We start from the raw sequence: 24,561 nt of genomic DNA, 5'->3' as shown, positions 1-24,561 counted from the left end.
GGTAATGGAGGCTGGGGTGTATGTCACAAGGTAATATGCAAGAAATTTTCTTGAACTCTTTACGGAAAAATAACACGTTCGTCACTGTATTTTTATTGAATGGGTTTCAGCTGAAAGGTCTTATCAAATCATATGATAACTACACCGTTTTGTTGGAATCGGACGGCAAGCAGCAGTTAATTTACAAGCATGCAATTTCGACATATGTACCTGCAAAACCAGTAGTGTTAAAGGACGAGGAATAAAACATATGTCCCATTGAAGGAACAGGCTTAAAATGCCTGTTCCTTTTCAAATTGAACAATTTTCATTGACCTATTTCATTTGATTGATAAGATATTAGAGTGACTATTTGTAGGAATGAGGAAAACAACATGATGATACATGAATTCGCTTCCGAAATTATGAAGAAGGCGGAAGCAACTGAACAAAAATTAGCCCCATATTTTAAAAAAGTAGAAGAAACGTCCTTTTTTAATCAACGTAAAGTGCTTGCAGCGTTTCGAAAAAATATGGTGAGTGATTTTCATCTAACCGGTTCGACAGGATACGGATACGATGATAGCGGCAGAGATGTACTTGAACAAGTGTATGCGGACACATTTGGTGCAGAAGCCTGTCTAGTACGTAACCAGATTATTTCGGGCACACATGCCATCTCCTTAAGCTTGTTCGGCGTACTTAGACCAGGGGATGAACTCCTTTACATAACGGGAAAACCGTACGATACGCTCGATTCAATCGTATCTGGGAATGGTGAGGATACTGGCTCCCTAATTGACTACGGAATCACATATAAGCATATTGATTTACAAGAGGATGGAACTGTCGATTTTGAAGAAGTGAAGAAGAATATCCATGAGAAGACGAAAATGATCGGAATTCAGCGTTCAAAAGGGTACTCAGCTCGTCCTTCTTTCATGATTGAAGAAATCGGTGAAATGGTCCGTTTTGTAAAATCGATTAATCCAGACATTATCGTTTTTGTTGATAATTGTTATGGTGAATTTGTCGAAACAAAAGAACCTACTGAAGTAGGGGCGGATCTAATGGCGGGTTCGCTCATTAAAAATCCCGGTGGGGGTCTAGCGAGGACCGGTGGGTATATTGCGGGGCGTGCAGATCTCGTTAAGAAATGTGCTTATCGCATGACGTCTCCTGGAATCGGTGCAGAAGCAGGTGCATCACTCGATACGCTTTTAGAAATGTACCAAGGATTCTTCATAGCGCCTCATGTCGTTAGCCAATCTGTGAAAGGCGCACTCTTTACAGCTGGGTTCCTTGAGAGCTTTGGATTTGACACAACACCTCATTATTCAGCCCCTCGGACCGATTTAATACAGTCCGTCAATTTTGGAAATGCCGAGCAAATGATCGCTTTTTGTAGGACAATCCAAGAAAACTCACCGATAAATGCGCATTATGCGCCTGAGCCATCGTATATGCCTGGCTATACAGATGACGTTATCATGGCTGCTGGAACGTTCATACAAGGTTCGAGCATTGAACTCACAGCAGACGGTCCGATTCGACCGCCGTATACAGCGTACGTACAAGGTGGACTGACGTATGAACACGTAAAGGCGGCTGTTATGTCTTCTATGGACAAGCTGTTGGAATTAAAATAGTGAATAATTGACATAAAAAAAGAGGGTGTACTCGGTCAAAGCAAAACTGACACGGTCATCCTCTTTTTTCTTCACGTCTACACTCAGGGTGGCGCTTTTGTTTATTAATGAATTTGACGATAAACGCCTACGACTTTTCCAAGAATGGAAACCGCATTGACGATAATTGGCTCCATCGATTCATTTTCCGGCTGCAAGCGGAAATAATTCTTTTCTTTGAAGAAACGTTTTACCGTCGCCTCATCCTCTTCCGTCATGGCGACTACAATTTCTCCGTTATTGGCAGTATGCTGTTGTTTAACAACGACATAATCCCCATTTAAAATTCCAGCTTCTATCATACTATCTCCTACAATTTCAAGCATAAAGAGCTTGTCGTCGGACGTTCCGTACGTATCCGGAAGAGGGAAGTATTCCTCAATGTTCTCAATTGCGGTGATTGGCAATCCTGCGGTCACCTTTCCGACTAGCGGGACATGAACTACGCCCGACTTTAGTGCTGTCAAACCTTCTGGATCGAGCACCTCAATAGCCCTCGGCTTCGTCGGATCCCTGCGAATGTATCCTTTGCTTTCCAATCTGGCAAGATGACCATGCACGGTTGAGCTTGAAGCCAGTCCAACAGCTTCCCCGATTTCACGAACGGAAGGCGGATACCCTTTGAGTTTCACTTCATCTTTAATAAACGTAAGAATATCCTGCTGTCGCTTTGAGATTTTTTTCATCTTTCCACCCCTCCAATGAATTAGTAGTTTTACTAGTTAGCTATTATGCGAACAAAGGTCCTTAATCGCAATTGTTTCATAAACAAAGTATAACAGGTGTTCGTACGGATGGCAAACAAAGGTTCGAAAATATTGTTGACTTCTAAAAAAACGTGTCCTATAATGGGAACAGGTATTCCGAACAAATATTCTTGGAGGGGTTTTTTATGACTTTCATTCAAAAATATGGCTTTATCCTATTGATTGTTTTTCTTTGCACCGCCTTTACGATTGTAGGAGTATTGAAGGAAGCGAAAGCAGCTTCAAATTCATATATTGAAGTTACTATAGAAGAGGGAGATACGCTTTGGGGATTAGCGCAAGACTATTCCACAAAGGATCATCCGACGAAATGGATTACGAAAGTAATGAAACTAAATGATTTACATTCGACAACGATAATAACCGGAGAAACATTAAAATTACCGAAAGTTGATTCGGTCGTATCAGACTCGATGATAACTGAATTGGCAGGGGAACAATGATGACTAGTAAAATGAAGACGTGCGTCCTATATTGTCGAGTAAGCACCGAAAAGGATTCCCAGGAGGCTTCATTATCAAGACAAGAAGAGGAACTGAAAAGACTTGCAGATGAACTTGGGATGAAACCATTACATATATTCAAGGAAAAACATAGCGGATATGATTTGGATCGGGAAGGATTGCTCGAATTATTAGATTGCATCCGTGATGAAAACATTGACGCGGTACTTATACAAGATGAAACAAGACTCGGTAGGGGAAATGCTAGAGTTGCCATCTTACATTTGCTCGCCAAAACGAATACAACTGTCATTACGAACCATGATAGCGGAGCGTTAAAATTGAACGAGATGGATACGATGTTGCTTGAAATATTGGCAATCGTAGAAGAGTATCAACGAAAATTGCATAACGCAAAAATTCGAAGAGGTATGAAGAGGGCAGTAAGTGAAGGATACAAGCCAGAACAGAATTTGAGGAATAAAGGTAATCTAGAAGGACGCGAGAGGATAGAAGTGCCGATTAGTGAAATCGTATCCTTACGCCAAAAAGGTCTTACATTTGAAGAAATCGCAACTGTATTGAAAGGTCTCGGCCACAACGTAAGTAAAGCAACGGTCCACCGCAGATATAAAGAATATGAAATGGAGCAGGAAGGCTGATTGGTTGCACTTCCTGCTCTTTTTGTATACCTTCAATGTATAGTTTTAATGAGTTCCACTTCCTTTGTCTTGGTAATTAGACTTTCCAAGGATTGGAGCGAAGGGTGGCGACTCCTGTGAACGCCGTCACGAAGAACGGCGTTTGCGACCAAAAGTGAAGCGTTGGGAGCAGGATGCCTTAATTTCTGCAAAGAGCGCAGAAATTAAGGCAAATCGAACCCTACGCTGTTCGATTGGCTCACCGCTCGCCCACGGAAAGCGTCCGCCCGTAGCGGAAATCCTGTTATAAAACCAACAATTGAATGCTGGACGACATAATTGGAGGAATAAGATGTTATCACAAGATAAAATTAAACGAATTAACGAACTATCAAAGAAGTCAAAAACGATTGGCTTATCCATCGAAGAAGCAAAAGAACAAACACAACTGCGCAAAGAATACTTGGAATCATTCCGGTCATCCATGCGAGACACAATCGAAAACGTTAAAATTATCGACCCGCAAGGAAACGACGTTACACCCGAAAAAGTAAAAGACTCACGGACTAAGAAGTACCTCAACTAAATATCCGTATAGAGGATGGATTGTAATTCATCTATATATTGACTACACTATAGAAGTATTACAATAGCAACTACAAGATAAAGCATGGGAAAGGATGTTCTGAATGACCGAAAAGATTGACCAACTAGCAATTAATACGATTAGGACGCTATCTATCGATGCAATTGAAAAAGCGAATTCTGGCCACCCAGGATTACCGATGGGAGCAGCTCCGATGGCTTACACACTATGGACGAAGCATATGCATCACAACCCTTCGAATCCTGAATGGTTCAACCGCGATCGGTTTGTCCTCTCGGCAGGTCACGGTTCCATGCTGTTATATAGCTTACTTCACTTAAGTGGCTATGGTTTGCCGATGGAAGAAATTAAAAACTTTAGACAATGGGGATCGAAAACACCTGGTCACCCAGAATACGGCCATACTGTTGGTGTTGAAGCAACAACGGGTCCACTTGGGCAAGGGATTGGAATGGCAGTAGGAATGGCAATGGCAGAAAAGCATTTAGCTGCAGTGTATAACCGTCCAGGTTTCGACATCGTCGATCACTATACGTACGCACTATGCGGAGACGGCGACCTTATGGAAGGTGTAGCAGCAGAAGCAATTTCCCTTGCAGGCCACCTACAATTGGATAAATTAATCGTTCTATATGACAGCAACGATATCTCCTTAGATGGAGATCTTGATATGTCATTCACGGAAAACATCCGTAAGCGTTTCGAATCATACGGCTGGAACTATATCCGAGTGGAAGACGGCAATGATATTGGAACTGTTTCAAAAGCGATTGAAGAGGCGAAAGGCAATTCGGGTGGTCCAACTATCATCGAAGTGAAGACGGTGATCGGATACGGTTCGCCGAATAAATCCGGAAAAGCCGACGTTCATGGAGCCCCGTTAGGCGAAGATGAAATGAAACTTACGAAAGAATACTATAAATGGACATTTGAAGAGGATTTCAGTGTTCCTGAAGGTGTCTATGAGGCGTTCAAAGAGGCTACAGACGAATTGGGCGTTAAGAAGGAAGAGCAGTGGAATGAGCTGTTTGCAAAATATGAAAGCGAGCATGCTGATTTAGCGAATCAATTGAAGGCGGCAATTAAAGGTGAAATGCCTGAAGGCCTTCAAGAAGCACTTCCAACTTATGAAGCAGGGTCATCACACGCAACTCGTTCTGCTTCAGGCGATGCAATCAATGCAATTGCAAACGTATTACCTTCTTTCTTCGGAGGAAGTGCAGACCTTGCAGGTTCGAATAAGACGACGATCAAAGGTGCAGGAGACTTCCTCCCAGGCGATTACAAAGGTCGCAACATCTGGTTCGGTGTCCGTGAATTCGCAATGGGTACAGCCTTGAACGGAATGGCGCTTCACGGCGGGTTGCATGTATTTGGTGGTACGTTCTTCGTATTCAGTGACTATGTACGACCAGCAATTAGACTATCCGCCTTAATGGGAATGCCTGTCACATATGTATTTACGCATGACAGCGTTGCAGTTGGTGAAGACGGTCCTACGCATGAGCCAGTTGAACATTTATCATCATTACGCTCAATGCCTGGACTAACAGTCATCCGACCGGCAGATGGAAATGAAACTTCAGCTGCATGGAATATTGCGGTTTCGTCGAAGAATCGACCAACTGTACTCGTATTATCCCGTCAAAACTTGCAAGTATTGCCGAAATCCGGTGAACTGGCATTGGATGGAGTCAAACGCGGTGCCTATACGATTTCGCCTGCTACTAAAGAAGTTGCAGATGGAATCCTTATCGCAACAGGTTCAGAAGTGAATCTCGCAGTTGCAGCTCAAGCAAAACTCCTGGAAGAAGGAATCGATGTTGCAGTCGTATCCATGCCTTCTTGGGACTTGTTTGAACAGCAAGATGAGCAATACAAAGAAAGCGTATTGCCGAAAGCAGTGAAAAAACGCCTATCCATTGAAATGGGTGCTTCCCTCGGCTGGCATAAGTATGTAGGGGACGAAGGCGGAGTCATGGCAATCGACACGTTCGGGGCAAGTGCTCCAGGGGAACAGGTCATTGCGGAATTTGGCTTCACAGAAGAAAATGTAGTTCGTGAAATGAAAACGATCCTCGGTCGTAACTAAGTAACGCCGCTGCGGAATAAATAATACTTATTATTCCGCAGCGGTATTTTAAATTAATCGATTGACTCACTATTAGAACACTTTCGACAACAATAGTGGCTATCTTTACCGTGATTTGACAAACTTTTTACTTCTGTTGCGATAGACTATGTAAAAAGGAGGTAGTACGGTCATGAGAACTTATGATATTTATAAAGTGAAAAAGAGATACCAATCATTTATTCTTGGAAGAGAAGGGCTTCTCTATGATTTACTCAAAGATTATGCACAAGAGCAGCCTCTACAAGAAGTCCGTTATTTATGTGATGAAATTGAAGAAGCCGCGATTGACCAAGCAATCCTCAGTAATTTAGGAAAAAGTTTCACGACGGTCGAAAGTGATGATGGGGAGTACAAACTGTCACATCCGATGAAAGGTTCCATCCATATTTCGCTGACGCCGTATTCTCTTCAAGCTTTTTGCGATGGCTCGCGTATGTTGGACTTGGATCTATTTGTAGCACTATCCGAGTTCGATGATCGTTTTTTTGCAGTGATGGACGAGCATGGCGAGTGGGGGTGGCTAAAGCCTGTAAAGCAGGAAAACCAACTCGTGTAAGATCGGATATTTGTATTTTAAAATCAGCTATTCAGATTCTTATACAATTATTTATCGCCAGTCGTTGCTATCCGCCGTCACTTTGTTGTATAATCCAACATGGTAGAGTAATCCTGAATTACGGTAGTGAAGGAGGTATAGCGGATGGGAACGACTTGGTGGATCGTCATAGTCATCGTCGCGCTAATCGCAGGTGTGGCCCTCGGATTTTTCATCGCACGTCAATACATGATGAAGTATTTGAAGGAAAACCCGCCGATCAATGAACAAATGTTACGTATGATGATGATGCAGATGGGACAAAAACCTTCACAGAAGAAGATTAACCAGATGATGAATCAGATGAACAAATTGAGCGATAAAAAATAATCGACAAACGTTTATATGAATAGTTGATGATAAGAGAATTTATTCGTGGACAAGCTTCGGTTTCTTCCACTTATCATTTACTGTAATTCAAACGACAAAAAACCACTTTTGACTGATATGGATATCAGTCAAAAGTGGTTTTTTTGTTGTGTAAAATTATCTATAGAAATATCTATAAACTGTTGATTTTCGCTTCAGGCGGACGCTTTCTTAACTGTAGTCAAGTGTTTTGCTAAGTTGTTTTGCTACTTTGAATGAATTGAAGATGAAAATTCCTATCAACATGCTGTTGCTTTCCGTTCCGGCGCTCGCTTTCCGCGGGCATGGCTTGAGCCTCCTCGGTCGCAAAAGGCGTGCGCCCTGCGGGGTCTCAAAGCTCATGCTATTCCCGCAGGAGTCGAGCACCTGCACTCCAAGCAACAGATGATCTAAATTATCGTATATAAAAATTGATTCAGTTGTAAAGGAAACAGGAATTAACAGAAAATCTGTTGTAGAATATCTTAAAGCAATACACGAAGAGGAAATTCTATACTTTATACATTTCCACATCAATAATTTAATAACAAAGAATTACTGCACCAGATGGATTCATAAAGAGCATACGAGTGAATGGGCTGTTTCGATTGCAGAGTTCCATTACAAAATAGATAGAAGTAAATTAAAAGGAGGAGGAATAGGTGTATCAGAAGAATGAAGAGTCTCTAAACAGAGACTCTTTATCTTATACCAGCAAACAGTTGAATCTATTCGCAAGTCGGATTTCATTACTATAGGTTTGAATTAGAATTAATAAAGCTTTGATTTTATTGGGTAATTAATATTGATACTTAATCAGAATCTTCCATGGTATGATTTAATTGTTGGTAAAATATCTTAGATAGGGGATTGTATCATGAGCTTTATGGGTTTAAATCAAATTGATGTAGAACGACTTCAGTACGAAGTGATTTCTAACGAGGCTAGGTTAAAATTAACTCGTCTCATTAGAAACTATTCAAATGATGAAGATAACAATATGCAAATACTAAGACAGAATCGATTTATAAATATAGCGAACAATGTTCTTGGTAAGCCTATTTATGTGTTAGAACCTGATGATGCTGGATACTATGATCCAGTAGAACACGCTTGGCATCTCGGAGAGATTGAACTTATTATGAGGCTACCTAGCACTGCAGAATTAGTTGAAATACTGGCAGATTTGATCCAAGAGCGTTTACTGGATGTTGATATTATAAATGAAGTTCTAATTAGTGATGGTAGTTCATTAGAATTTGAGTTGAACAATTATAGCGACACAGTGTTTGTACATGTTGTCCCTATTGAACAAATTGATGAAGTGGATGACTCGCAAGAACATCCAAATATCAGGAAGCTGATTCGGAGGATGGAAAATGCTCTATCAGATGAAGACTATGCAGGTGTATTACATGCTAGTGCTTCAGTATTTGAAACTCTAGCAAAAGATATATTTGGTTTACCTTCCGTGGAAAATCAGACCCTTGCAAGCTTCTTTGATGGTTACCGTAACCGCTCCAATCTTCCAGAGTCTGTATTGGATTACATACTTGAAATATACAAAAGAAGAAATGTGGAACCTTTGGCTGGTCATGGCAGCACTCTTCCACCTAGTATCGAACGAGAAGAAGCGATCATGCTGTCTGAGATGACAAAAACTTTTGTACGTCTTGAAAGGAAGCTGGCTATGCCGCAAGTGAATAAATAAATTAATTAATTCATTATATAAAGCTCTTTTTATCTAGGAACAGCGAGTAGAATTTACTCGCTGTTTTTTGTTTAGAAAACAATCTTAACCTTTTCGTTACTAATAGATTATACTTGGACGGTTACGAATTAAAGATATAGTCACAACTTAAGAGTATTGACACCGGAAGTGCTATACAGTAATATCAAGGCATCAAGTGGTGTCGTAATAAGGTGTCATAAGTGAATGTAGAAAGAGGGATTGAAGTGGCGGTATATGGATATGCAAGGGTGTCAACTAAAGGACAAGACTTAAAAGCGCAGGTTCAGGCATTAAAAGGAGAGAAGGTAGAATATATCTATCAAGAGAAATTTACAGCTACAAGAAAAGATAGACCTGAGTTCTCAAAAATGTTAGACGAACTCAAAGAGGGTGACAAAATTGTAGTTACAAAACTTGATAGATTTGCACGTTCAACTATTGATGCTTTGACAACGATCAATTTCCTTAATGAGAAAGGCATTGATTTAGTTGTATTGGATATGGGAGGGGAAAGAATTGATACTTCTACAGCAAGTGGAAAACTAATGTTTACTATAATGAGTGGCTTTGCTGAGTTTGAACGTGAAATGATTATTCAGCGCACTCAGGAAGGTAAAGTGATTGCAAGACAGAATCCTAATTATCGTGAAGGTCGTAAACCTACATACACTAAGGCACAGCTAGACCATGCTTTAGAGATGCTTACAAGCCATTCATACAACCAAGTGGTAGAGAAGACAGGAATCAGTAAGAGTACATTAATCAGAGCCATGAAGAAGCGTAAGGCGGATGAAGCCGAACGGGACAGCAGATAAGTAACTGTGAAAATCAGCAGAAGCCATTGTGATTTAATGGGATTTTGGAAAGGTTACGGTTACGTTGGGGTAATTGGATGAGAAACTGAGTATTCTGTATGGCTTTTTTTCTTATCCAATTAATTCATATTGTGCCTGTAAAATCTATATTTTAATCAGTAAGTGAAATGGATGTCAGAGCGATGTACAGAGCAGCAGGAGTGCTGCCTGATGGACTTGGAACTGAATCCAATTCGTAGGAAGGTGGTAGTCTAAAGCGCAGCAATGAGCCTTGTAAGGGGTAGCCCACTATTTCCGATATTTGAGCCTATGGTAAACGGGTATAAGCTGTACCCGATGCAGGCACACACCTGACGAAAAAGATCCGAAACGATATGATATAGATAAGAGTTTTATTATCTTGAAGTTATTAGAAACAACTTCTTTTTTCTTGGGGTGAAAAGGAAATGGCACGAAGCGGCACGAATGTATCATTAGATACCTTGAAACGAGAGGATGCCTAAAGAATTGAATTGACAATTAAGTAAGGTAATAAGTTTTGTTTATATTTCTAGTGTTTAGTAAGAGAATTGTTATAATTAAACGTAATTCAGTTTATATCATAAATATTTAAAATAACGCGAGGATGGGTGGTATTTTTGGATTTTAAGCGATTAAGAATACAATACTTTAGAAAATGGGAACCGAAAATAAGTATAGAGCATTATAATAATTCATTATTATTTCCTGTTGAGAAAAATTATTTAGAAAGGATCAAGAATGAATTTTTTGTACCGTATAGATTTAAATATCGTGTGGATGAGAATTACAATAAACAACTATCTTTTATGATTGATGCTCTAGAATTTTTGCCACTACGCCCAGACTTAGCCTTCGATTCGATGTTTAAATCTTTAGAGTCGTCTATGTCATATATCGATAGGGGAAATAGACCCGGAAGCACTACAAATACAACTGATTTACTCACTCTATTTGCTGAAGTATTAGAGAGCAAAATTGCATCAAATCAAAATTTATCATTATTAACTGATAAATTATATAATTATATGCCTGTGCAAGTTTACGAGTATATTGTTAAGAAATCGTTAGGAGAGTTTGACCCTAGCGTACCTTTTAAAGCTAATGGTAGTTCATACAAAAGAATTGCTCTGATTAGTCCAAACATCGAGGGATTAATCACAGTAATGAGTGGAATATATGGACATAAAAATAATAATCTGGAAGCTAAAGAAACTAGAAATGCCTCTATGCTTATTAGAAAGTTGATGATAAAAAAGGATTCTGACGAAAAAATTAAAATACCTAAAGGTTCAAATAATGTTTATATGTTAGACGAAAAAGAAAAATTGAAGTTGATAGCAAGTGGTTTACTGTATACATATAGAAATGATAGATTTCATGCTAATACTTTTTCTCCTTTTAAAAGTAGTAAAGCAACAATCAAAACCTATGCTTTTGCTCATTTTGCTTTTCTTTTTGCATATTATCTAGTTCTTTTACTAGTACATGAAGAGAATCCTGAGAAGAATAAATTAAAGGATATTTATTATAATTTGAATTATAACCTTGACCTGTTTAAAGATATTTATGGGCGACACCTTAAGGGATAATTATTATGGTAAAATCATTCTTTTACTTATGAACGATATAAAATTAATAAATTAATTTTGTATCGTTTTTTTTGGACTTAAATGATTTCTGATCTATAAGACGATTGTAAAGGAAGTGTGTTAATATGAATGAGCAAAATGAGCTAGACTTAATCTTTTCTAAAATAGCTAGGGATTACAAACAAGTAACTGACAAAGAGGTAACTAGACTTGTTGAGTTGATTAACTATAAGTTTTCTAGACATGATTTCATAATTAATCAACTATCTAAGGATGAATTAATTAGCTCATTAGATAGCATAACGAGAGCTACATATGAATTAACAACTCGAAAAGGACTATTTGACAAATCTTCTAAGCATTATATATTAAGTAATTTTTATAAAGCGAAGAAAGGATTAGATTCTATCTCAAGGAAAGAACTGTTTATTAACAATCGCTTGCTAATACATAATGAATTTGATATTGGAAAAATGTTTATTGAATTTAAGTTCAAGGTTATTAACGATGAGCCTACACTTTTAATTAAATATAAATATGGATATGGAAGTATTACCAATTCCATAGAGAATGTTTTAGAAGAAATTCAAAATAGTTATTTGGTGGATATTGGATATGAGATTGTTGAGGATAAAATAAGGATTTTCTATAAAGATATTCAAATAGATAAAGAGAACTTGATATACGATAAAGTTGATGTAGAAGAAGGATTCGTTAATCCAAAGTGGTCATCAATAGATGGTAAATGGTTTGAGGAAATATGGGGTTCGATAGATGATATAGAGGTAAGGGAAGATAGCCCTGTATTTTTTGAAAATAATAAACCATACTCAGCCTATTTGAGAGTTAAAGAATTATTTTGTGATGCTAACAAGAAAATCCAATTAATTGATCCATATATAAATGAAATGTTATTTACATTAATTCAAGAGCTTGATCCAAAAATCAACATACAAGTGATAACGGATAAGTTACAAGGAGATTCTGAAATACAGTATAAAGCATTAAAAAAAGAACGAGGAAATTTAGAGGTTAGAAAATCCAAAGACAATCATGATAGATACTTAATACTTGATGAGAAAAAAGTTTATTTATTAGGTTCCTCAATAAACTCTATTGGTAATAAAGCTTCAACAATTGTTCCAATTGAGCATAAGTTTGTTGAGAAACAAATTATTGATTACTTTAATCTATCTTGGAATAAAAGAACATCTACACTCAGTTGAGGAATAGAGCAAGAATTTTCTTAATGTAGATGTTATGAGACTTGATCTTTAAATATATAAAAACCTACAAACTTTTGGCACTTTTAAAAATCGATAATGGATAAATATGGTATGTATTATTATTAAAGTAGACAACAAATTTGACCAAATAAAATCCTGGAAACGTTTCAATATGAAGCCTGATAGATACTTGCTACGAGTGTCAGTTTGTCTCATTTGTGGGTTTTTGAGTAAAATAGAAGAAGTATGGATTTAATTTAGATGTTAAAGGAGTTAAAGATTATGCCTGTGTATAATAAATTAGTAAGAGATAAGATTTTAGAGATTATTGAAGCAGAAGGGTTAGCTTATAACGCTCGAATATTAGAGTCTAGTGAGCTATTAAAGGAAGTTAAGGCGAAGATGATTGAAGAGGCTAAAGAGTTTTATGCGGCAGATACTACTCATGAGAGCGTTGAAGAATTAGCTGATGTATTAGAGTTAGTACTTACGGCTCTTAGTGTTTTAGGTGTGACCTATGAAGAACTAGAAGAAGTGCGGCAGCAAAAAAAGGAAAAACGTGGAGGCTTTGAAAAAGCAATTTACTTGATTGATGTAGAGGACAAGTAATCAGTGTCAAAGGGGTGTGTATATGAATAACTTCTTGGATAATGATGATACACTAGAATCTAGTTTCCGTTCGATTTACTTGTTTGGTAGGAATGTTGCTACATACAAATTTGCGTTTGCAAAAACAATATTAGAGTTAGGTGAACAAAATAAAAGTTTTGTGAGCTTAGAGGAGTTATCGCCTATCTTTGCGAGGTACATGTTAGAACATATTGGAAATGGTAAGCGACAAATTACAAGTCAATCTTCTAAATTCATGAGTGCCTTAAATTTGTTTCATCAAAACCAAATTGCATGGGAACAGTTACTTGAGGTTACTGAAAAAGTAGGGTTTAACAATGTTATAGATGCCTTTCATAACATTCCTAATGGTGAGCTTGATATAAGATTTTATGAGAAGTCGATACAAGGAAAGACTTTAGGAATTATGTTGACTGATAGTATCTATTTGTTGAATGCAAGCTCCCAAAAAGAAAATATATTCAGTGAAATTGAAGGTAGATGGAACTTAGTTGAAAACGCATGGACTGAACGAAATCCCAAACTAGAAGTACAATTTGATACAGACCTTGAGCAATTTTTTTTTATTAAACCTATGACACCTCAACAATTTATGTTGTCGCATGAAAGAATCAATTTAACTTCAGCTCGAAAACCATTAAATGGGTATCAAAAGGGAAAATGCTTCTATTGTTATAGACCGATTTCAATTGTTTATGGCACGATAGAAATGTAGAAAACGGCAGCTAATCTATGTATATAAAAAAAGGCCACTTGCCAACATCCAAAAAAATACATACACTCCTGTTGGGCAATAAGTTCACGGGAGGTATATAGGAGATGTTAGCAATGGCTGAAATTAATTATATCAGATATGAGACCAACTCAAAAGGACGCACTTATTCTTCAGTGGCCAAACAAATGGGAAGAGACTGGAGAACTGTTAGGAAATATGCCGAGATGGAGGACTTCAATCTCGAAAAGCCGGTGAGACAAAAGAGAAAAGCACCTGTCATGGATCCGGTTAAGCCAATCATTGACGAATGGCTATTGGAAGATGCGAAAAAGAAGAAAAAATTCCGTCGGACGGCACAGCGCATCTTTGACCTGTTGGTGGAGATTCATAAGTTTGAGGGGTCGGACCGTTCGGTCCGTGATTATGTAGCGAGACGAAAAAAGGAACTAATGCAAGAGAATGAGGAGGCAGCATTACCACTAGAGGCGAAACCAGGAACGGCACAAGTTGACTTCGGGGAAGCTCCATTCCTATATAAGGGAGAAGAGGTGATCCGGCATTATCTAGCTCTCTCATTTCCCTACAGCAACGCCTTTCTATTCCAAGTGTTCCCTGCGGAGAATCGAGAGTGCTTCCTACAGGGGCTGGCGGATATGTTCGATTCCCTTGGTGCCGTTCCACATACCATTCGCTTTGATAACCTTGCACCAGCAGTGAAAAAGGTCCTGCCGAATGGGGAAAGAGAACTGACTGAGGAGTTTGAGCGTTTCGTAGCCCATTACGGGTTTCGTTATGAATTCTGTAATCCGGACAGTGGAAATGAGAAGGGGCATGTCGAATCTATGGTCAAATACATACGCAACAACTATCTGTTGCCTGCCATCCCTTATGATGATTTGTCAACCTTGAATGAGCAGGCGATTGCCTGGAGTATGACAGATAGAAACCGTCCACATTACGAGAAGGAATTGCCGATTGCCGAACTCCATTTGGCAGACCGGGAACAATTTCTTCAGTTGCCAGGCAAGGCATTTGAGTGTGTCAGGTATGTGCATGCGAAGGCAGACAAGTACGGCTTTATCCGAATTGATAAGAAGCAGTACTCAACATCCCCACGTATTGCGGGACAAGCCGTGACAGCCAAGGTCTCTTTTGACACTGTGACCATCCTTAACGACGGGAATGAAGTCCTTGTCTCCCACCCGAGAATCTATGGATCGGAAAAGAAAGCAATGAATTGGCAACCTTACCTGACATTGATGGCCAAACGGCCAACAGCGTTGAAATACAGTTCCTTTTACGATCAACTGCCTGAAGATTGGAAACTCTACTTCGAGGAATGTACGGTAGAGGAAAAGAAGAATGCCTTGGGGCTATTATCAGTAATTTTGAAAGGACAGGACTTTGATCTTCCGACGAAAGCTTTGAAGATGGCTTCAGAACACGGTCATCCATCAGCAGAATCAATTAAGCATGTCTACTATCAATTGATGAATGGACGTGGCATACGGGAAACGCTTCCGCTATCCAGGCTAACCAAAAAGGTTCCGGTCACTGGGGAGACAACGAGGGGTTTAACCCACTATGACCAGCTCATGAGATTGTCTGGAGGTGGACAAACATGAGAGTTCTAATAGAGGAGCACGCAAAGCGCTTGAAACTGAGTTGGATCCGCGAAAACTTTCATGAAGTGAAGGCAGCATCTAACGAAGAGTATCTATTGAAACTGTTCGAAAGGGAAATTCAACAGCGGGAAGAACGGAAATTAAATCTATTGATTTCCCAATCTTCGTTGCCGGACATATCTGGCAGACATTTTGATTGGGATGGTATCCACATGAATGGCGATATCTCAAAGGAAGACATAATAAAGGGACATTTTATTGAGAGAAAAGAGAATTTGATTCTATACGGAGGGGTTGGCGTGGGAAAAACACTTCTGGCCTCCCTAACGGGATGGAATGCCATCCGGGAAAATCAGAAAAAAGTTCGTTTTTATACCGTTGCCCGGCTTGTAAATCAACTGTTGGAAGCTAATGACAAAGGGACGCTTGGAAAGCTCTATAAGCAGATTGAAAGTTTGGATCTTCTGATTTTAGATGAACTCGGCTATGTTCCGCTGCATAAGCAAGGAGCGGAGCTCCTATTCCAAGTCATTAATCTGTGTTACGAAAGGCGAAGTGTAGTGGTGACGACAAACCTTCAATTTGGGCAATGGAATCACGTCTTTGGGGATCCAATCCTGACTGAGGCTTTCATCGACCGTTTAATTCATTACTCACATTTAATTGTCTTTAACCGCGAAAGCTTTCGCCATAAAGAATCCCTTATGAATCGCTAAAAAGGAATGTTGGCAAGTAGCTACATTTTTAACTGCCAAACTATGCATTTCCTACTTGCCAAATACAGATTTCAATTGAAAGTAACCAATTGAATACTTGTGACGTAGATCATTTCGTACCACTTTCAACACAGTTCAACAGTACACATGATTTAGACCTAAATGGTGTTTGGAATCTAGTTCTATGCTGTCAGGATTGTAATAGAGGAGAAACTAATGGGAAGTTTGCGAGACTACCTGACGAACATCTTATACAACGATTGTATAAGCGAAATGAGTATCTAATCGAAAGCAATCATCCGCTAAAAGAAACGATTATTATGCGAACAGGGAAAAACCAGCATCAAAGAGCAAACTTTTTAAATACGATGTATGGATTTGCGAAGTCTCTAAGTAGAGCTAGGTGGCAACCTGAATTTGAGTACGATATTGGATTTTAAGTAGTAATTTTAATGAGGTAGGGCATCTTGGATATGTAACCTGATCCACATGTGTTTTGCAAGATAAAAGTGCAGAAGAATGCAAAGAAAAATACACAAGCTTGCCAGCCTTCGATTTAGTTTATTTTTGTCGTGATAAAGCGTTGGTCACCCTAAAACTATCTCCCGTAAAATTCAATATATGGGCATGATGGATCACTCGATCGACTAAAGCGGCAGTCAATCTAGAGTCGCTAAACACGCGGTTCCATTGACTAAATTCCAGATTGGAAGTGATGATCAAACTTTTTTGTTCGTACCAGTCAGAGATGAGTTGGAAAAGGAGCTCTGCTCCCTCCTTGTTAAAAGGAACATAACCCATCTCATCCAATATGATCAGATCAACACTTTTAAAACGACTTCTGAACTGTACCAACTTTCCCTCTTGCCATGCTTTCTCTAACGCCTCAGCCAAGTCTGACACCCTATAAAAACGGACCTCTAGTCCTTGCTTACAGGCCTCGTAACCAAGACCCGTTGCTAAATGAGTCTTGCCTGTGCCAGGAGCACCGGTTAAAATCACATTTTCTTTGCGCCCGATAAAATTCAGTGTACAAAGTTCGTGCGAATCAATGTGAGAAGGAAAATGGATCTTCTCATTCCATTGAAACGATGAAAGTGACTTCTTCTGTAGAAACTTCGCCTTTTTTATTAATCGTTCAGCCTTCGTTTCTTCCCGTAGCTGTAGCTCTTTCCGAAATAAATCTTCCAGAAATTGAACTGAATTCTCATAAGCTATATCCGAATAAATATCATTGACGTGGGCTAGTCGCAAGACCTTGCACATTGTTTTCAAATCCGCCGTCACTGTATCTCACCTTCAATCTTTGGGCCAACCTGAAGTTGATCATATTTATTCCAATCAACATCATAAGGGTGTGCTACCGGCTCTTTTAAAGAGTCCGATTGTCCATTTATTAGCTCATAGAACTCCTCATTAATTTCATTCATGTCGTGGGTGGCTAGTAGCGCTAGAATCCAGTTTAGACGCTCTTTGCGAATCATTAGATTCGAGATATTTATGTATTCATATATACGGCCTGGTAGATAGGCTGAAAAACGAGAATAGATTGCTGCTCGCGGCTTGCTTAACCATGATGTTAAGATAGCTTTCCATGGAATCTCACGATTCTTATGCATATAAGGTCGATGATCCTCATACAAGATTTCTCCGTGAGGAGATAGTACCTTGAATCGATCCCAATACTTTATGACAGACAGACTTGGATAGTTATAAGCTTTCGGTACATATACTTTCACTTTATCCAAAGTGATTTCTCCATACTTGTTCGCTTTCGCTTTTTCTTCTTTGAAGACTGGATAATCTTCTTCAGGTAACGCTAAGAGATATTGATGTTCTTCCTCAAGTAGTTCTTGTAACGGAACTTGCTTTTTATAATGAACGCGCTCCCGATCCACAGTTAGCTGCTGTTCAAGTATCTTTGTTAAGTGTTCCAAGTCTTCTATGACGGGCGCTGGAGTTATAAAGTTATATCGAACGTACCCAACTTTATTTTCCACATTTCCTTTTTCATTTCCTGAATACGGATTACATGCTTGAGGTTCGAAGCCATAATGATTGGCAAATTGCAGGAATTCATCTGTGAAAACAGCCTCTTCATTTCGGTTCCTTGGTTTAACGACAGCCGTCTTCATGTTGTCAATACGAATCTTCCTCGGTATGCCCCCTAGTTGATTGAATATCCTTTTCATCCCATGTAATAGGCACTCTTGATTTTCTCCTGGTAATGGAATGGCGTAAGCGCTGTTGCTGAAGGGGAGGGACATGACTAAACAATGAACGTCTCTATATTTCCCATCCTGTACGGCTTGCATTAATCCAAAATCCAATTGCGCTTCAGCAGGTGGATGAATTAGTCTCTCGAAGTTTTTATCTTTTGTTTCATCTTCAATATCTTCCCTTCCTTCACGCCAGTCCTTAATGAAATATGAAACGGTCCTGTAGGACCCCTTGAACCCTAGCTTTTGTAAGTCAGAAAAGATTCCTTTGTTTGTCCTTCTGTCCTTCTTCTTTAGTTTTTGATCCTCCCAAAGCCAATCTCCAACAATTTCTCCCCACTTTTCCGTGTACATCATTCCGGATTTTTTTCTTTCCTTTTCTTTCGGCAGTTGATCACCATCTGCGTACTTTTTAGCCGTTCTCCAATTGATTCCTAAAGTCTTTGATATGTGATTTATAGAAAATGATTTCTGATTCCTCATCAGTTTGATACAATTAATTTCAGGCATTGTCAGCATTTCCTTTCAACCTCCACTGCATTTGATTCGACACCAATACAGTAGAGAGATTTTGGAAGGCTGGCAAGCCTTTTTTTATTGAAACTTCAGTTGCAACGTTATGTACTTTTTCTTTTCAAAACTATGTACTTCTATTTTGCACTACACACCACACATGTATTTTGGTTATAAACGAAACGATTCCATTTGTTAACTTTAAACACCCCCTTTATATATTATAGATATCAGAAACGTTTAACCAACAACGAAGTGATTAACATGGTAACTACAGTAATCCTTGAATTAACTGGTGAGTTCGATATTACCAAAGAGATGCTTGAACAAGAATCCGAAAGACGGATTAAGCTGCCTGTTCAAAAAGTTGAAGAATAAAAAAATAAAGAGGGGGCATAAGCCTCCTCTTCATTTTTTACGAAAATAAGGAAGTCATTATCAACCCTTGTCGAATGAAGGCCCTAGGAGGATGATAATATATGAAGCAATTGATAGTGTTCGCGCTAATCGTAGGCTTTATGTCAACAGTAGATGCAGCAATACACTCACTTTATTAGATTACATGAGGTATTGATACAAAACATAAAATAAAACAAGCTATGACGGAAATTTAACTAGGGGGTGCCTTTTTGGAATTTAATAGAATACCAATTGTTTTAAAGCGTTATGATTTTGCATCAAAAATGAATATATGCCAAGCACACTCAAAGGAAATCATGTCTATTAATGGATTAATTGATAGTAATGAATTAAGAGGTAAAGCATTACCATGGGATTTAGAGACCTTTGCTTTATTTTCTTGTATTACTATCGGTGAGAATTCTGATTACAAGTTTGAAGATAGAAAAGGACAGAAACGTTTCGCTGAAATAATCAACGCAATCAAAGCATATATACCACCAAAATTAGAACTTACTCAAGGTAACAAATTTCTTGATAATTTTCTAATAGTTACAGGGCTAAATCAATTTCAAATACAAGAAGAAATTCGTTATATAATGTACCGGTATAATTACATTTTCAATTTTAGTAACACAAAGGTAAATTTACAACAAGAATTCACTGATAAATTCGGTTGTAGCTTCGAAGAGTTTAAGAGTTTTGGGTTTATTATTCATACTCTTTTGTCTAGAGAACTAAACAAACCTATCTCACAAAGTATCTACGATTACATTATCGAAAAATATTCAAGAATTATTCAACACCTTACGATTGAACGAGAGAATTTTATAGGACTTCAAAAAAAGATAACAGAAGATATTACTCAATACATCTATGGCTTTAAATACTTTTATCAATATCCTTTTATATCCTATAACCAAGAAATCTTTCTGCCCTTGCCCCATCTTATCATAAGATCTGTTACATCTTCACTCTTGTTTAGATTGACTGAAGGAAATAATAAACTTCGCGAACTTTTTGGAAAAGAGGTTCTTGAAAGTTACATTTTACACTTATGTAACTTATCCACTTGGTTTGATGAGGTTGTAGACGAGTATCCCTATAAATATAAAAAAAACCAAAAGCGCACTTTAGATATAATGATTCGAAAAGGCAACCAATGCTTTATGCTAGACAGTAAAAGTATGAGTCCACGAATTTCTTTAAGAAATTTAGGGGAAGAGGATGTAGAACATACACTTAATCGAATTGTTGAATCTGTTGTTCAAGTATACCGCCACATAACCGTACGTTTTCAAGAGGAATATTATCCTTTCGATTTAAAAGTTGACTTTCTGAGGGAAAATATCTTTGGAGCGGTTATTCTTTTCGAGGACAGCTATATTCGTAGAGAGAACATAATGAACAAAGCTGCAGAACAGTTAGATATTACTATTGGAACTGAAGACTATAAATTCTTATGCTCCAATATAAAGCTTTTAAGTTTGTATGAACTCGAAAAAATGATCTTTCAAAAAGAAGACGTGTTTCAACTGTTAAAAAGTAATAGACAAAATGAAAATAAATGGTTTGATTTCACAATAATGGATTATTCTAAAGAAAACGATATAGAATTTATTGAAGAGATTTCTCAAACAGTCGAAAATATGCAAGAAATAATTATCCAATTTGCACACGAACTCATTGAGAGAGGACTAATCTCAAGTTAAAACTATGCAAAGGGGTTATCTTTCAAACTCCCTACCGTTACTAATAGATTTAGAAGAAATTTCTTTTCATTAATTTTTAGTAGAATTTTATAATTAAAAGTATGAGGTCTTGGAACCGAGTCCATAAGTATGTAATACTCCCTAGCGAGTAAAACGTAAAAAAACAAGTATATAGAGCTTTTGTTTCCTTACAACCATTTTGTTTCCTTACAACCATTTTGTTTCCTTACAACCATAGCAAGGAAGCAAACTTTAGAAACGTGCGAAGGATACACCACTTTATTAAATTGACCCTCTAAAAACTCGACATATTAATAAAATAGTGGTATATTTTCCATACTAGAAAAATTGATAAGTTTGGCTGGTAGAAATCCCGTCGTATCAACGTTTGATGCAAATGGGACAAAAACCTTCACAGAAGAAGATTAACCAGATGATGAATCAGATGAACAAATTGAGCGATAAAAAATAATCGACAAACGTTTATATGAATAGTTGATGATAAGAGAATTTATTTGTGGACAAGCTTCGGTTTCTTCCACTTATCATTTACTGTAATTCAAACGACAAAAAACCACTTTTGACTGATATGGATTATCAGGAAAGGTGGTTTTTTTGTTGTGTAAAATTAATTAAAGAAATAACTATAAACTGTTGATTTCCGCTTCAGGCGGACGCTTCAATCAACGGAGAGTGCAATCATATTTGGATATCTTAACTTTATTAAAAGGAATATTTGTAACTAATTAAAAAACTTTTTAATGTTGAGTATCCTTTTTGACCCCTCCCATCTATATAGAGGGTAAAGGGGGAAATAGGAATGATGAATTACTTGAAAGAATACTCACGTTTCACGACAATCGATGAAATGGACGCTGCAGCTGAACAGCATTTGATGACTCACTGGGACGAATTGACAAAGTCGGATTGCCAAGTGCTCGACGTCATCCGTCGTTACTCTGTAAAGTATGGGGCTGCTCATTTGAAACATGGAACAATCGAAGAGGCGATCGGGAAATCCAACGTAACTGTAAGACGTGCAATCCGCAAACTCGTCAACTTAGGCATCATCGAGAAAGTATCGGAGACACAAAACTGGCCCGTGAATTGTACGGAATTCATCGGGCCATATCAGGACGCATGTTGAAGTACGAAATCAATAAAGATGACCGTCATGTATTCGAGGACCTTGCGTATCGTGCATTAATGATCACTGTTATGGCAACAAAGAAGAAGGTAGTTCGCAATTTGCCAGGGTACTACAAAGGCGTGTTGGACAAGTTAGTTGACGAAACGTATTTCAAGGATATTTTCATGCTGTTTGATAAGCCAGTGGAAGGGTTTTATTGCCCTTAAAGCGTAGCGTTACGAGCACAGTGTGCTAGGCTGCCTTAATTTCTGAAAAAAGCGCAGAAATACGGCAAATCGAACTCTTCGTGGTTCGATTGGAAAGCGTCCACCTGGAGCGCAAATCAAAATGTATAGATATGTAACCTCAAAAGTAGACACTTATTATTAATGCAAGAAGGATAACAAGCATAAGGTGGAGAATATATGTAAAAGACGAAAAAATAAGAGAGTAGTAGTAAACTAGAGGAATAAGCGTAAAGTAATAAAAATAAATTATAATATACGCCGAAAGAACTTACTTTATTCATAAAACTCATATTATTTTAGTGGAAGTCATTGACATTTGGACAAAAATAGTGGTATAATTGCTTCATAAATTAAAATAGTTTGATGATACTTTTTATGATATACACTACGCAAGTCCCTTTTTTTTTGTAAAGACATTAAGTGATAAGTATATAACAAGCAAAAGAAAAGACGGCCGCTATTAGCGAACCGTAAAATAAGCAAAATAGAAAAACATACACAGGCAAGTGAAAAATGTAAACGCAGCTTATTTGTTGGAATGGCGTCCAACATACCAGCTGAAAACCCCAAAGCCTACTCCGATAATGGTCACTATTAACGCTGTGAAGTCAATGGTTACCGAACCGATCCACTTAACAAGTGCCATTAACGTAGTAACATCTATAACCAGGTCGTTTACATTAATCATATTATTTCCCACCCCCTCCTCCTTTGCGGCGTAATTATTCCGTTGCATTGGGTGGGGTTTTTCCAATGCACAGAATATTAAATTTATTATATCATGAATCTATTAATAAAAACAACTCTCATAACTATGTATATTCATTTAATTACAAAAAATATATTTTATTCGAAAGGCAAAACATGCATAATGAATACAGAAGACAAATAAACAAAAAGATGGCCCCGATTGTAGATCGAAGTCATCTTAAGCATCTGTGAAACCGAAATGATGTAAGAAGCGCAACACTTCCTGTTCGTATTCCTCAGGGTTTTCATTAAATGACATTGCATGGGCACCTTTATCAAATAGTCTTAGCATCTTTTTGCCTTCCTTTAAATCGTAAAGTTCTTTTGTCATCTCCGGCAATATAAAACGATCTTCCATACTATGAATGAAAAGCATCGGTTTTTTTATGTTCTGAATAGCCTCTCTTGGAGATATAAGGCTCGTTGTATAGCCATCCCTTATTTTCAAGAATAGATTTGCAACGCGCAATGTCATCGAAGTGCGAAAAGGTGTACTCGTACGTAAAATATGAAGAATCTGCTTGGAGAAATCGGAGAAAGGGCAATCAGCGATATAAAAATCGGCATCTTCTTCAAATTCTCCTGCATAAAGAATTGTAGTTGCCGCACCCATCGATTCACCATGAATTCCTAGTAATGCCCGGCTGCCAATCCGATTACGCACTGCGGACACAATTGCATGCAAATCCACTTTTTCGTAAAAGCCGAAGCTCGTCGTTTTACCACCGGAATCTCCATGCCGCCGGTGATCATATATAACGGAATTGAACCCGAGTCGTTCAAATAATCTTGCGTATTTAATCGAATTGATTTTATTTTCCGTTACACCATGGCATATGATCATCGTTCTTGTCGTCTCGAGAGGTTGTAAAAAAACCGCGCGCAACCGATACTCGTTAGGAGAATTAACCCAAAAATCTTCTTTTCTTACAGTTTCATACCAATGCTCATCGAATCGCTTAGCGATGATTTCACGTCTTACGATTAAATCGTGATCTTTTAACTTCATGAACATCAATCGATTTGCCGCGTGATAACCGAGAAGTGTCAAAATGGCCGTATAAATGCTTCCGATAATGCCTGTAATGTAAAGGAAGCGCCGTTTCAATTCATTTCAACTCCTTTCACAGCTTCGAATTTATTACAAGTACTATATTCCTGTTTCGAAAGGATGTTAAACTTAAGGAGCTATTATTCCATAACATAACAAATCGAATCCACTTCATTCCTCGTTTCGATACTAACCTCGATAATTGTTACGTTCTTTGGTAAAATGAACATATCATCCCTCCTCAATATATTGTACTGATGGGGTGCAAA

At 38.1% G+C, this 24,561-nt stretch carries 24 protein-coding genes and 1 pseudogene; 21 read left to right on the top strand and 4 right to left on the bottom strand.

What is annotated here, in order from left to right; all coding sequences use genetic code 11:
* The first annotated feature begins 20 nt into the window (after positions 1-20).
* Together hfq and QM454_RS14585 are read left to right on the top strand one after the other, a co-directional pair.
* A complete protein-coding gene (gene hfq / locus QM454_RS14590) occupies positions 21-245 on the top strand; it encodes an RNA chaperone Hfq (protein WP_432359204.1) in 225 nt (74 codons plus the stop codon).
* A 129-nt stretch (positions 246-374) separates the two neighbouring features.
* Complete coding sequence (locus QM454_RS14585) at positions 375-1,628, top strand: aminotransferase class I/II-fold pyridoxal phosphate-dependent enzyme (RefSeq protein ID WP_432359202.1); 1,254 nt, start codon at positions 375-377, stop codon at positions 1,626-1,628.
* Positions 1,629-1,732: 104 nt separating this feature from the next.
* On the opposite strand, the gene lexA is transcribed toward QM454_RS14585, so the two are convergent.
* Positions 1,733-2,353, bottom strand: a complete 621-nt coding sequence (gene lexA / locus QM454_RS14580) for a transcriptional repressor LexA (protein ID WP_432359200.1) — start codon at positions 2,351-2,353, stop codon at positions 1,733-1,735.
* A 206-nt stretch (positions 2,354-2,559) separates the two neighbouring features.
* Here lexA and yneA point away from each other — a divergent pair, with 206 nt between their 5' ends.
* From yneA to QM454_RS14505, 15 genes are all read left to right on the top strand, one after another.
* Positions 2,560-2,877: a cell division suppressor protein YneA gene (gene yneA, locus QM454_RS14575; protein ID WP_432359198.1), complete on the top strand. Its 318-nt coding sequence runs from the start codon at positions 2,560-2,562 to the stop codon at positions 2,875-2,877.
* Positions 2,877-3,539 (top strand): YneB family resolvase-like protein, encoded by a 663-nt coding sequence (locus QM454_RS14570; RefSeq protein ID WP_432359196.1) that lies wholly within the window; start codon positions 2,877-2,879, stop codon positions 3,537-3,539. The genes yneA and QM454_RS14570 overlap by 1 nt, the downstream gene beginning before the upstream one ends.
* Before the next feature lie 331 nt (positions 3,540-3,870).
* Complete coding sequence (locus QM454_RS14565; RefSeq protein WP_432359194.1) at positions 3,871-4,104, top strand: DUF896 domain-containing protein; 234 nt, start codon at positions 3,871-3,873, stop codon at positions 4,102-4,104.
* A 103-nt stretch (positions 4,105-4,207) separates the two neighbouring features.
* Positions 4,208-6,217 carry a transketolase gene (tkt, locus tag QM454_RS14560; RefSeq protein WP_432359192.1) on the top strand — a complete coding sequence of 670 codons (2,010 nt, stop codon included), beginning with the start codon at positions 4,208-4,210 and terminating at the stop codon, positions 6,215-6,217.
* A 172-nt stretch (positions 6,218-6,389) separates the two neighbouring features.
* Entirely contained in the window at positions 6,390-6,815 is a 426-nt protein-coding gene (sirA, locus tag QM454_RS14555) for a sporulation inhibitor of replication protein SirA (protein WP_432359190.1), read from the top strand.
* A 144-nt stretch (positions 6,816-6,959) separates the two neighbouring features.
* Positions 6,960-7,184 (top strand): YneF family protein, encoded by a 225-nt coding sequence (locus tag QM454_RS14550; protein WP_432359189.1) that lies wholly within the window; start codon positions 6,960-6,962, stop codon positions 7,182-7,184.
* A gap of 895 nt (positions 7,185-8,079) precedes the next feature.
* Positions 8,080-8,913: a hypothetical protein gene (locus QM454_RS14545; RefSeq protein ID WP_432359187.1), complete on the top strand. Its 834-nt coding sequence runs from the start codon at positions 8,080-8,082 to the stop codon at positions 8,911-8,913.
* A 221-nt stretch (positions 8,914-9,134) separates the two neighbouring features.
* Positions 9,135-9,749: a recombinase family protein gene (locus tag QM454_RS14540; protein ID WP_432359186.1), complete on the top strand. Its 615-nt coding sequence runs from the start codon at positions 9,135-9,137 to the stop codon at positions 9,747-9,749.
* Between the two features lie 638 nt (positions 9,750-10,387).
* Positions 10,388-11,359 carry a hypothetical protein gene (locus tag QM454_RS14535; RefSeq protein WP_432359184.1) on the top strand — a complete coding sequence of 324 codons (972 nt, stop codon included), beginning with the start codon at positions 10,388-10,390 and terminating at the stop codon, positions 11,357-11,359.
* A gap of 125 nt (positions 11,360-11,484) precedes the next feature.
* Positions 11,485-12,585 carry a hypothetical protein gene (locus tag QM454_RS14530; protein ID WP_432359182.1) on the top strand — a complete coding sequence of 367 codons (1,101 nt, stop codon included), beginning with the start codon at positions 11,485-11,487 and terminating at the stop codon, positions 12,583-12,585.
* Positions 12,586-12,867: 282 nt separating this feature from the next.
* Positions 12,868-13,194 carry a nucleoside triphosphate pyrophosphohydrolase gene (locus tag QM454_RS14525; RefSeq protein WP_432359181.1) on the top strand — a complete coding sequence of 109 codons (327 nt, stop codon included), beginning with the start codon at positions 12,868-12,870 and terminating at the stop codon, positions 13,192-13,194.
* 22 nt (positions 13,195-13,216) lie between these two features.
* Positions 13,217-13,930, top strand: coding sequence for a hypothetical protein (locus tag QM454_RS14520; RefSeq protein WP_432359179.1), 714 nt, complete (start codon positions 13,217-13,219; stop codon positions 13,928-13,930).
* A 104-nt stretch (positions 13,931-14,034) separates the two neighbouring features.
* Positions 14,035-15,555: an IS21 family transposase gene (gene istA / locus QM454_RS14515; RefSeq protein WP_432356963.1), complete on the top strand. Its 1,521-nt coding sequence runs from the start codon at positions 14,035-14,037 to the stop codon at positions 15,553-15,555.
* Entirely contained in the window at positions 15,552-16,271 is a 720-nt protein-coding gene (istB, locus tag QM454_RS14510; protein ID WP_432356965.1) for an IS21-like element helper ATPase IstB, read from the top strand. Before istA (QM454_RS14515) ends, istB (QM454_RS14510) begins: the two co-directional genes overlap by 4 nt.
* 32 nt (positions 16,272-16,303) lie before the next feature.
* Complete coding sequence (locus QM454_RS14505) at positions 16,304-16,711, top strand: HNH endonuclease domain-containing protein (protein ID WP_432364033.1); 408 nt, start codon at positions 16,304-16,306, stop codon at positions 16,709-16,711.
* 121 nt (positions 16,712-16,832) lie between these two features.
* Here QM454_RS14505 and istB (QM454_RS14500) read toward each other — a convergent pair whose 3' ends face one another.
* Positions 16,833-17,558 (bottom strand): IS21-like element helper ATPase IstB, encoded by a 726-nt coding sequence (gene istB / locus QM454_RS14500; RefSeq protein WP_432358809.1) that lies wholly within the window; start codon positions 17,556-17,558, stop codon positions 16,833-16,835.
* Complete coding sequence (istA, locus tag QM454_RS14495; RefSeq protein ID WP_432358807.1) at positions 17,555-19,009, bottom strand: IS21 family transposase; 1,455 nt, start codon at positions 19,007-19,009, stop codon at positions 17,555-17,557. The genes istB (QM454_RS14500) and istA (QM454_RS14495) overlap by 4 nt, the downstream gene beginning before the upstream one ends.
* 623 nt (positions 19,010-19,632) lie before the next feature.
* Here istA (QM454_RS14495) and QM454_RS14490 point away from each other — a divergent pair.
* From QM454_RS14490 to QM454_RS14475, 4 genes and pseudogenes are all read left to right on the top strand, one after another.
* Complete coding sequence (locus tag QM454_RS14490) at positions 19,633-21,114, top strand: hypothetical protein (protein ID WP_432359177.1); 1,482 nt, start codon at positions 19,633-19,635, stop codon at positions 21,112-21,114.
* A gap of 388 nt (positions 21,115-21,502) precedes the next feature.
* Positions 21,503-21,586 (top strand): annotated as a pseudogene (locus QM454_RS14485) (YneF family protein); the annotation flags it as partial.
* Between the two features lie 348 nt (positions 21,587-21,934).
* Positions 21,935-22,261, top strand: a complete 327-nt coding sequence (locus QM454_RS14480; protein ID WP_432359175.1) for a hypothetical protein — start codon at positions 21,935-21,937, stop codon at positions 22,259-22,261.
* Positions 22,258-22,470 carry a hypothetical protein gene (locus tag QM454_RS14475; RefSeq protein ID WP_432359174.1) on the top strand — a complete coding sequence of 71 codons (213 nt, stop codon included), beginning with the start codon at positions 22,258-22,260 and terminating at the stop codon, positions 22,468-22,470. The genes QM454_RS14480 and QM454_RS14475 overlap by 4 nt, the downstream gene beginning before the upstream one ends.
* Positions 22,471-23,419: 949 nt before the next feature.
* Here the strand turns inward: QM454_RS14475 and QM454_RS14470 are convergent.
* Complete coding sequence (locus QM454_RS14470; protein ID WP_432359172.1) at positions 23,420-24,349, bottom strand: alpha/beta hydrolase; 930 nt, start codon at positions 24,347-24,349, stop codon at positions 23,420-23,422.
* Positions 24,350-24,561: the final 212 nt, after the last annotated feature.

The sequence above is a fragment of the Sporosarcina sp. UB5 genome (genome assembly GCF_050859005.1).
Lineage (GTDB): Bacteria > Bacillota > Bacilli > Bacillales_A > Planococcaceae > Sporosarcina.
Note: the sequence above shows the minus strand (reverse complement) of the source record. Positions and strands in the feature narration are given on the sequence as shown.

Coding starts and splice junctions, on each gene's coding strand:
- QM454_RS14525 (WP_432359181.1), top strand. CDS start 12,868: ATGCCTGTGTATAATAAATTAGTAAGAGATAAGATTTTAGAGATTATT.
- QM454_RS14550 (WP_432359189.1), top strand. CDS start 6,960: ATGGGAACGACTTGGTGGATCGTCATAGTCATCGTCGCGCTAATCGCA.
- istB (WP_432356965.1), top strand. CDS start 15,552: ATGAGAGTTCTAATAGAGGAGCACGCAAAGCGCTTGAAACTGAGTTGG.
- tkt (WP_432359192.1), top strand. CDS start 4,208: ATGACCGAAAAGATTGACCAACTAGCAATTAATACGATTAGGACGCTA.
- yneA (WP_432359198.1), top strand. CDS start 2,560: ATGACTTTCATTCAAAAATATGGCTTTATCCTATTGATTGTTTTTCTT.
- istA (WP_432356963.1), top strand. CDS start 14,035: ATGTTAGCAATGGCTGAAATTAATTATATCAGATATGAGACCAACTCA.
- QM454_RS14530 (WP_432359182.1), top strand. CDS start 11,485: ATGAATGAGCAAAATGAGCTAGACTTAATCTTTTCTAAAATAGCTAGG.
- sirA (WP_432359190.1), top strand. CDS start 6,390: ATGAGAACTTATGATATTTATAAAGTGAAAAAGAGATACCAATCATTT.
- istA (WP_432358807.1), bottom strand. CDS start 19,009: ATGCTGACAATGCCTGAAATTAATTGTATCAAACTGATGAGGAATCAG.
- QM454_RS14520 (WP_432359179.1), top strand. CDS start 13,217: ATGAATAACTTCTTGGATAATGATGATACACTAGAATCTAGTTTCCGT.
- QM454_RS14565 (WP_432359194.1), top strand. CDS start 3,871: ATGTTATCACAAGATAAAATTAAACGAATTAACGAACTATCAAAGAAG.
- QM454_RS14585 (WP_432359202.1), top strand. CDS start 375: ATGATGATACATGAATTCGCTTCCGAAATTATGAAGAAGGCGGAAGCA.
- QM454_RS14545 (WP_432359187.1), top strand. CDS start 8,080: ATGAGCTTTATGGGTTTAAATCAAATTGATGTAGAACGACTTCAGTAC.
- hfq (WP_432359204.1), top strand. CDS start 21: ATGTCACAAGGTAATATGCAAGAAATTTTCTTGAACTCTTTACGGAAA.
- QM454_RS14570 (WP_432359196.1), top strand. CDS start 2,877: ATGACTAGTAAAATGAAGACGTGCGTCCTATATTGTCGAGTAAGCACC.
- QM454_RS14480 (WP_432359175.1), top strand. CDS start 21,935: ATGATGAATTACTTGAAAGAATACTCACGTTTCACGACAATCGATGAA.
- lexA (WP_432359200.1), bottom strand. CDS start 2,353: ATGAAAAAAATCTCAAAGCGACAGCAGGATATTCTTACGTTTATTAAA.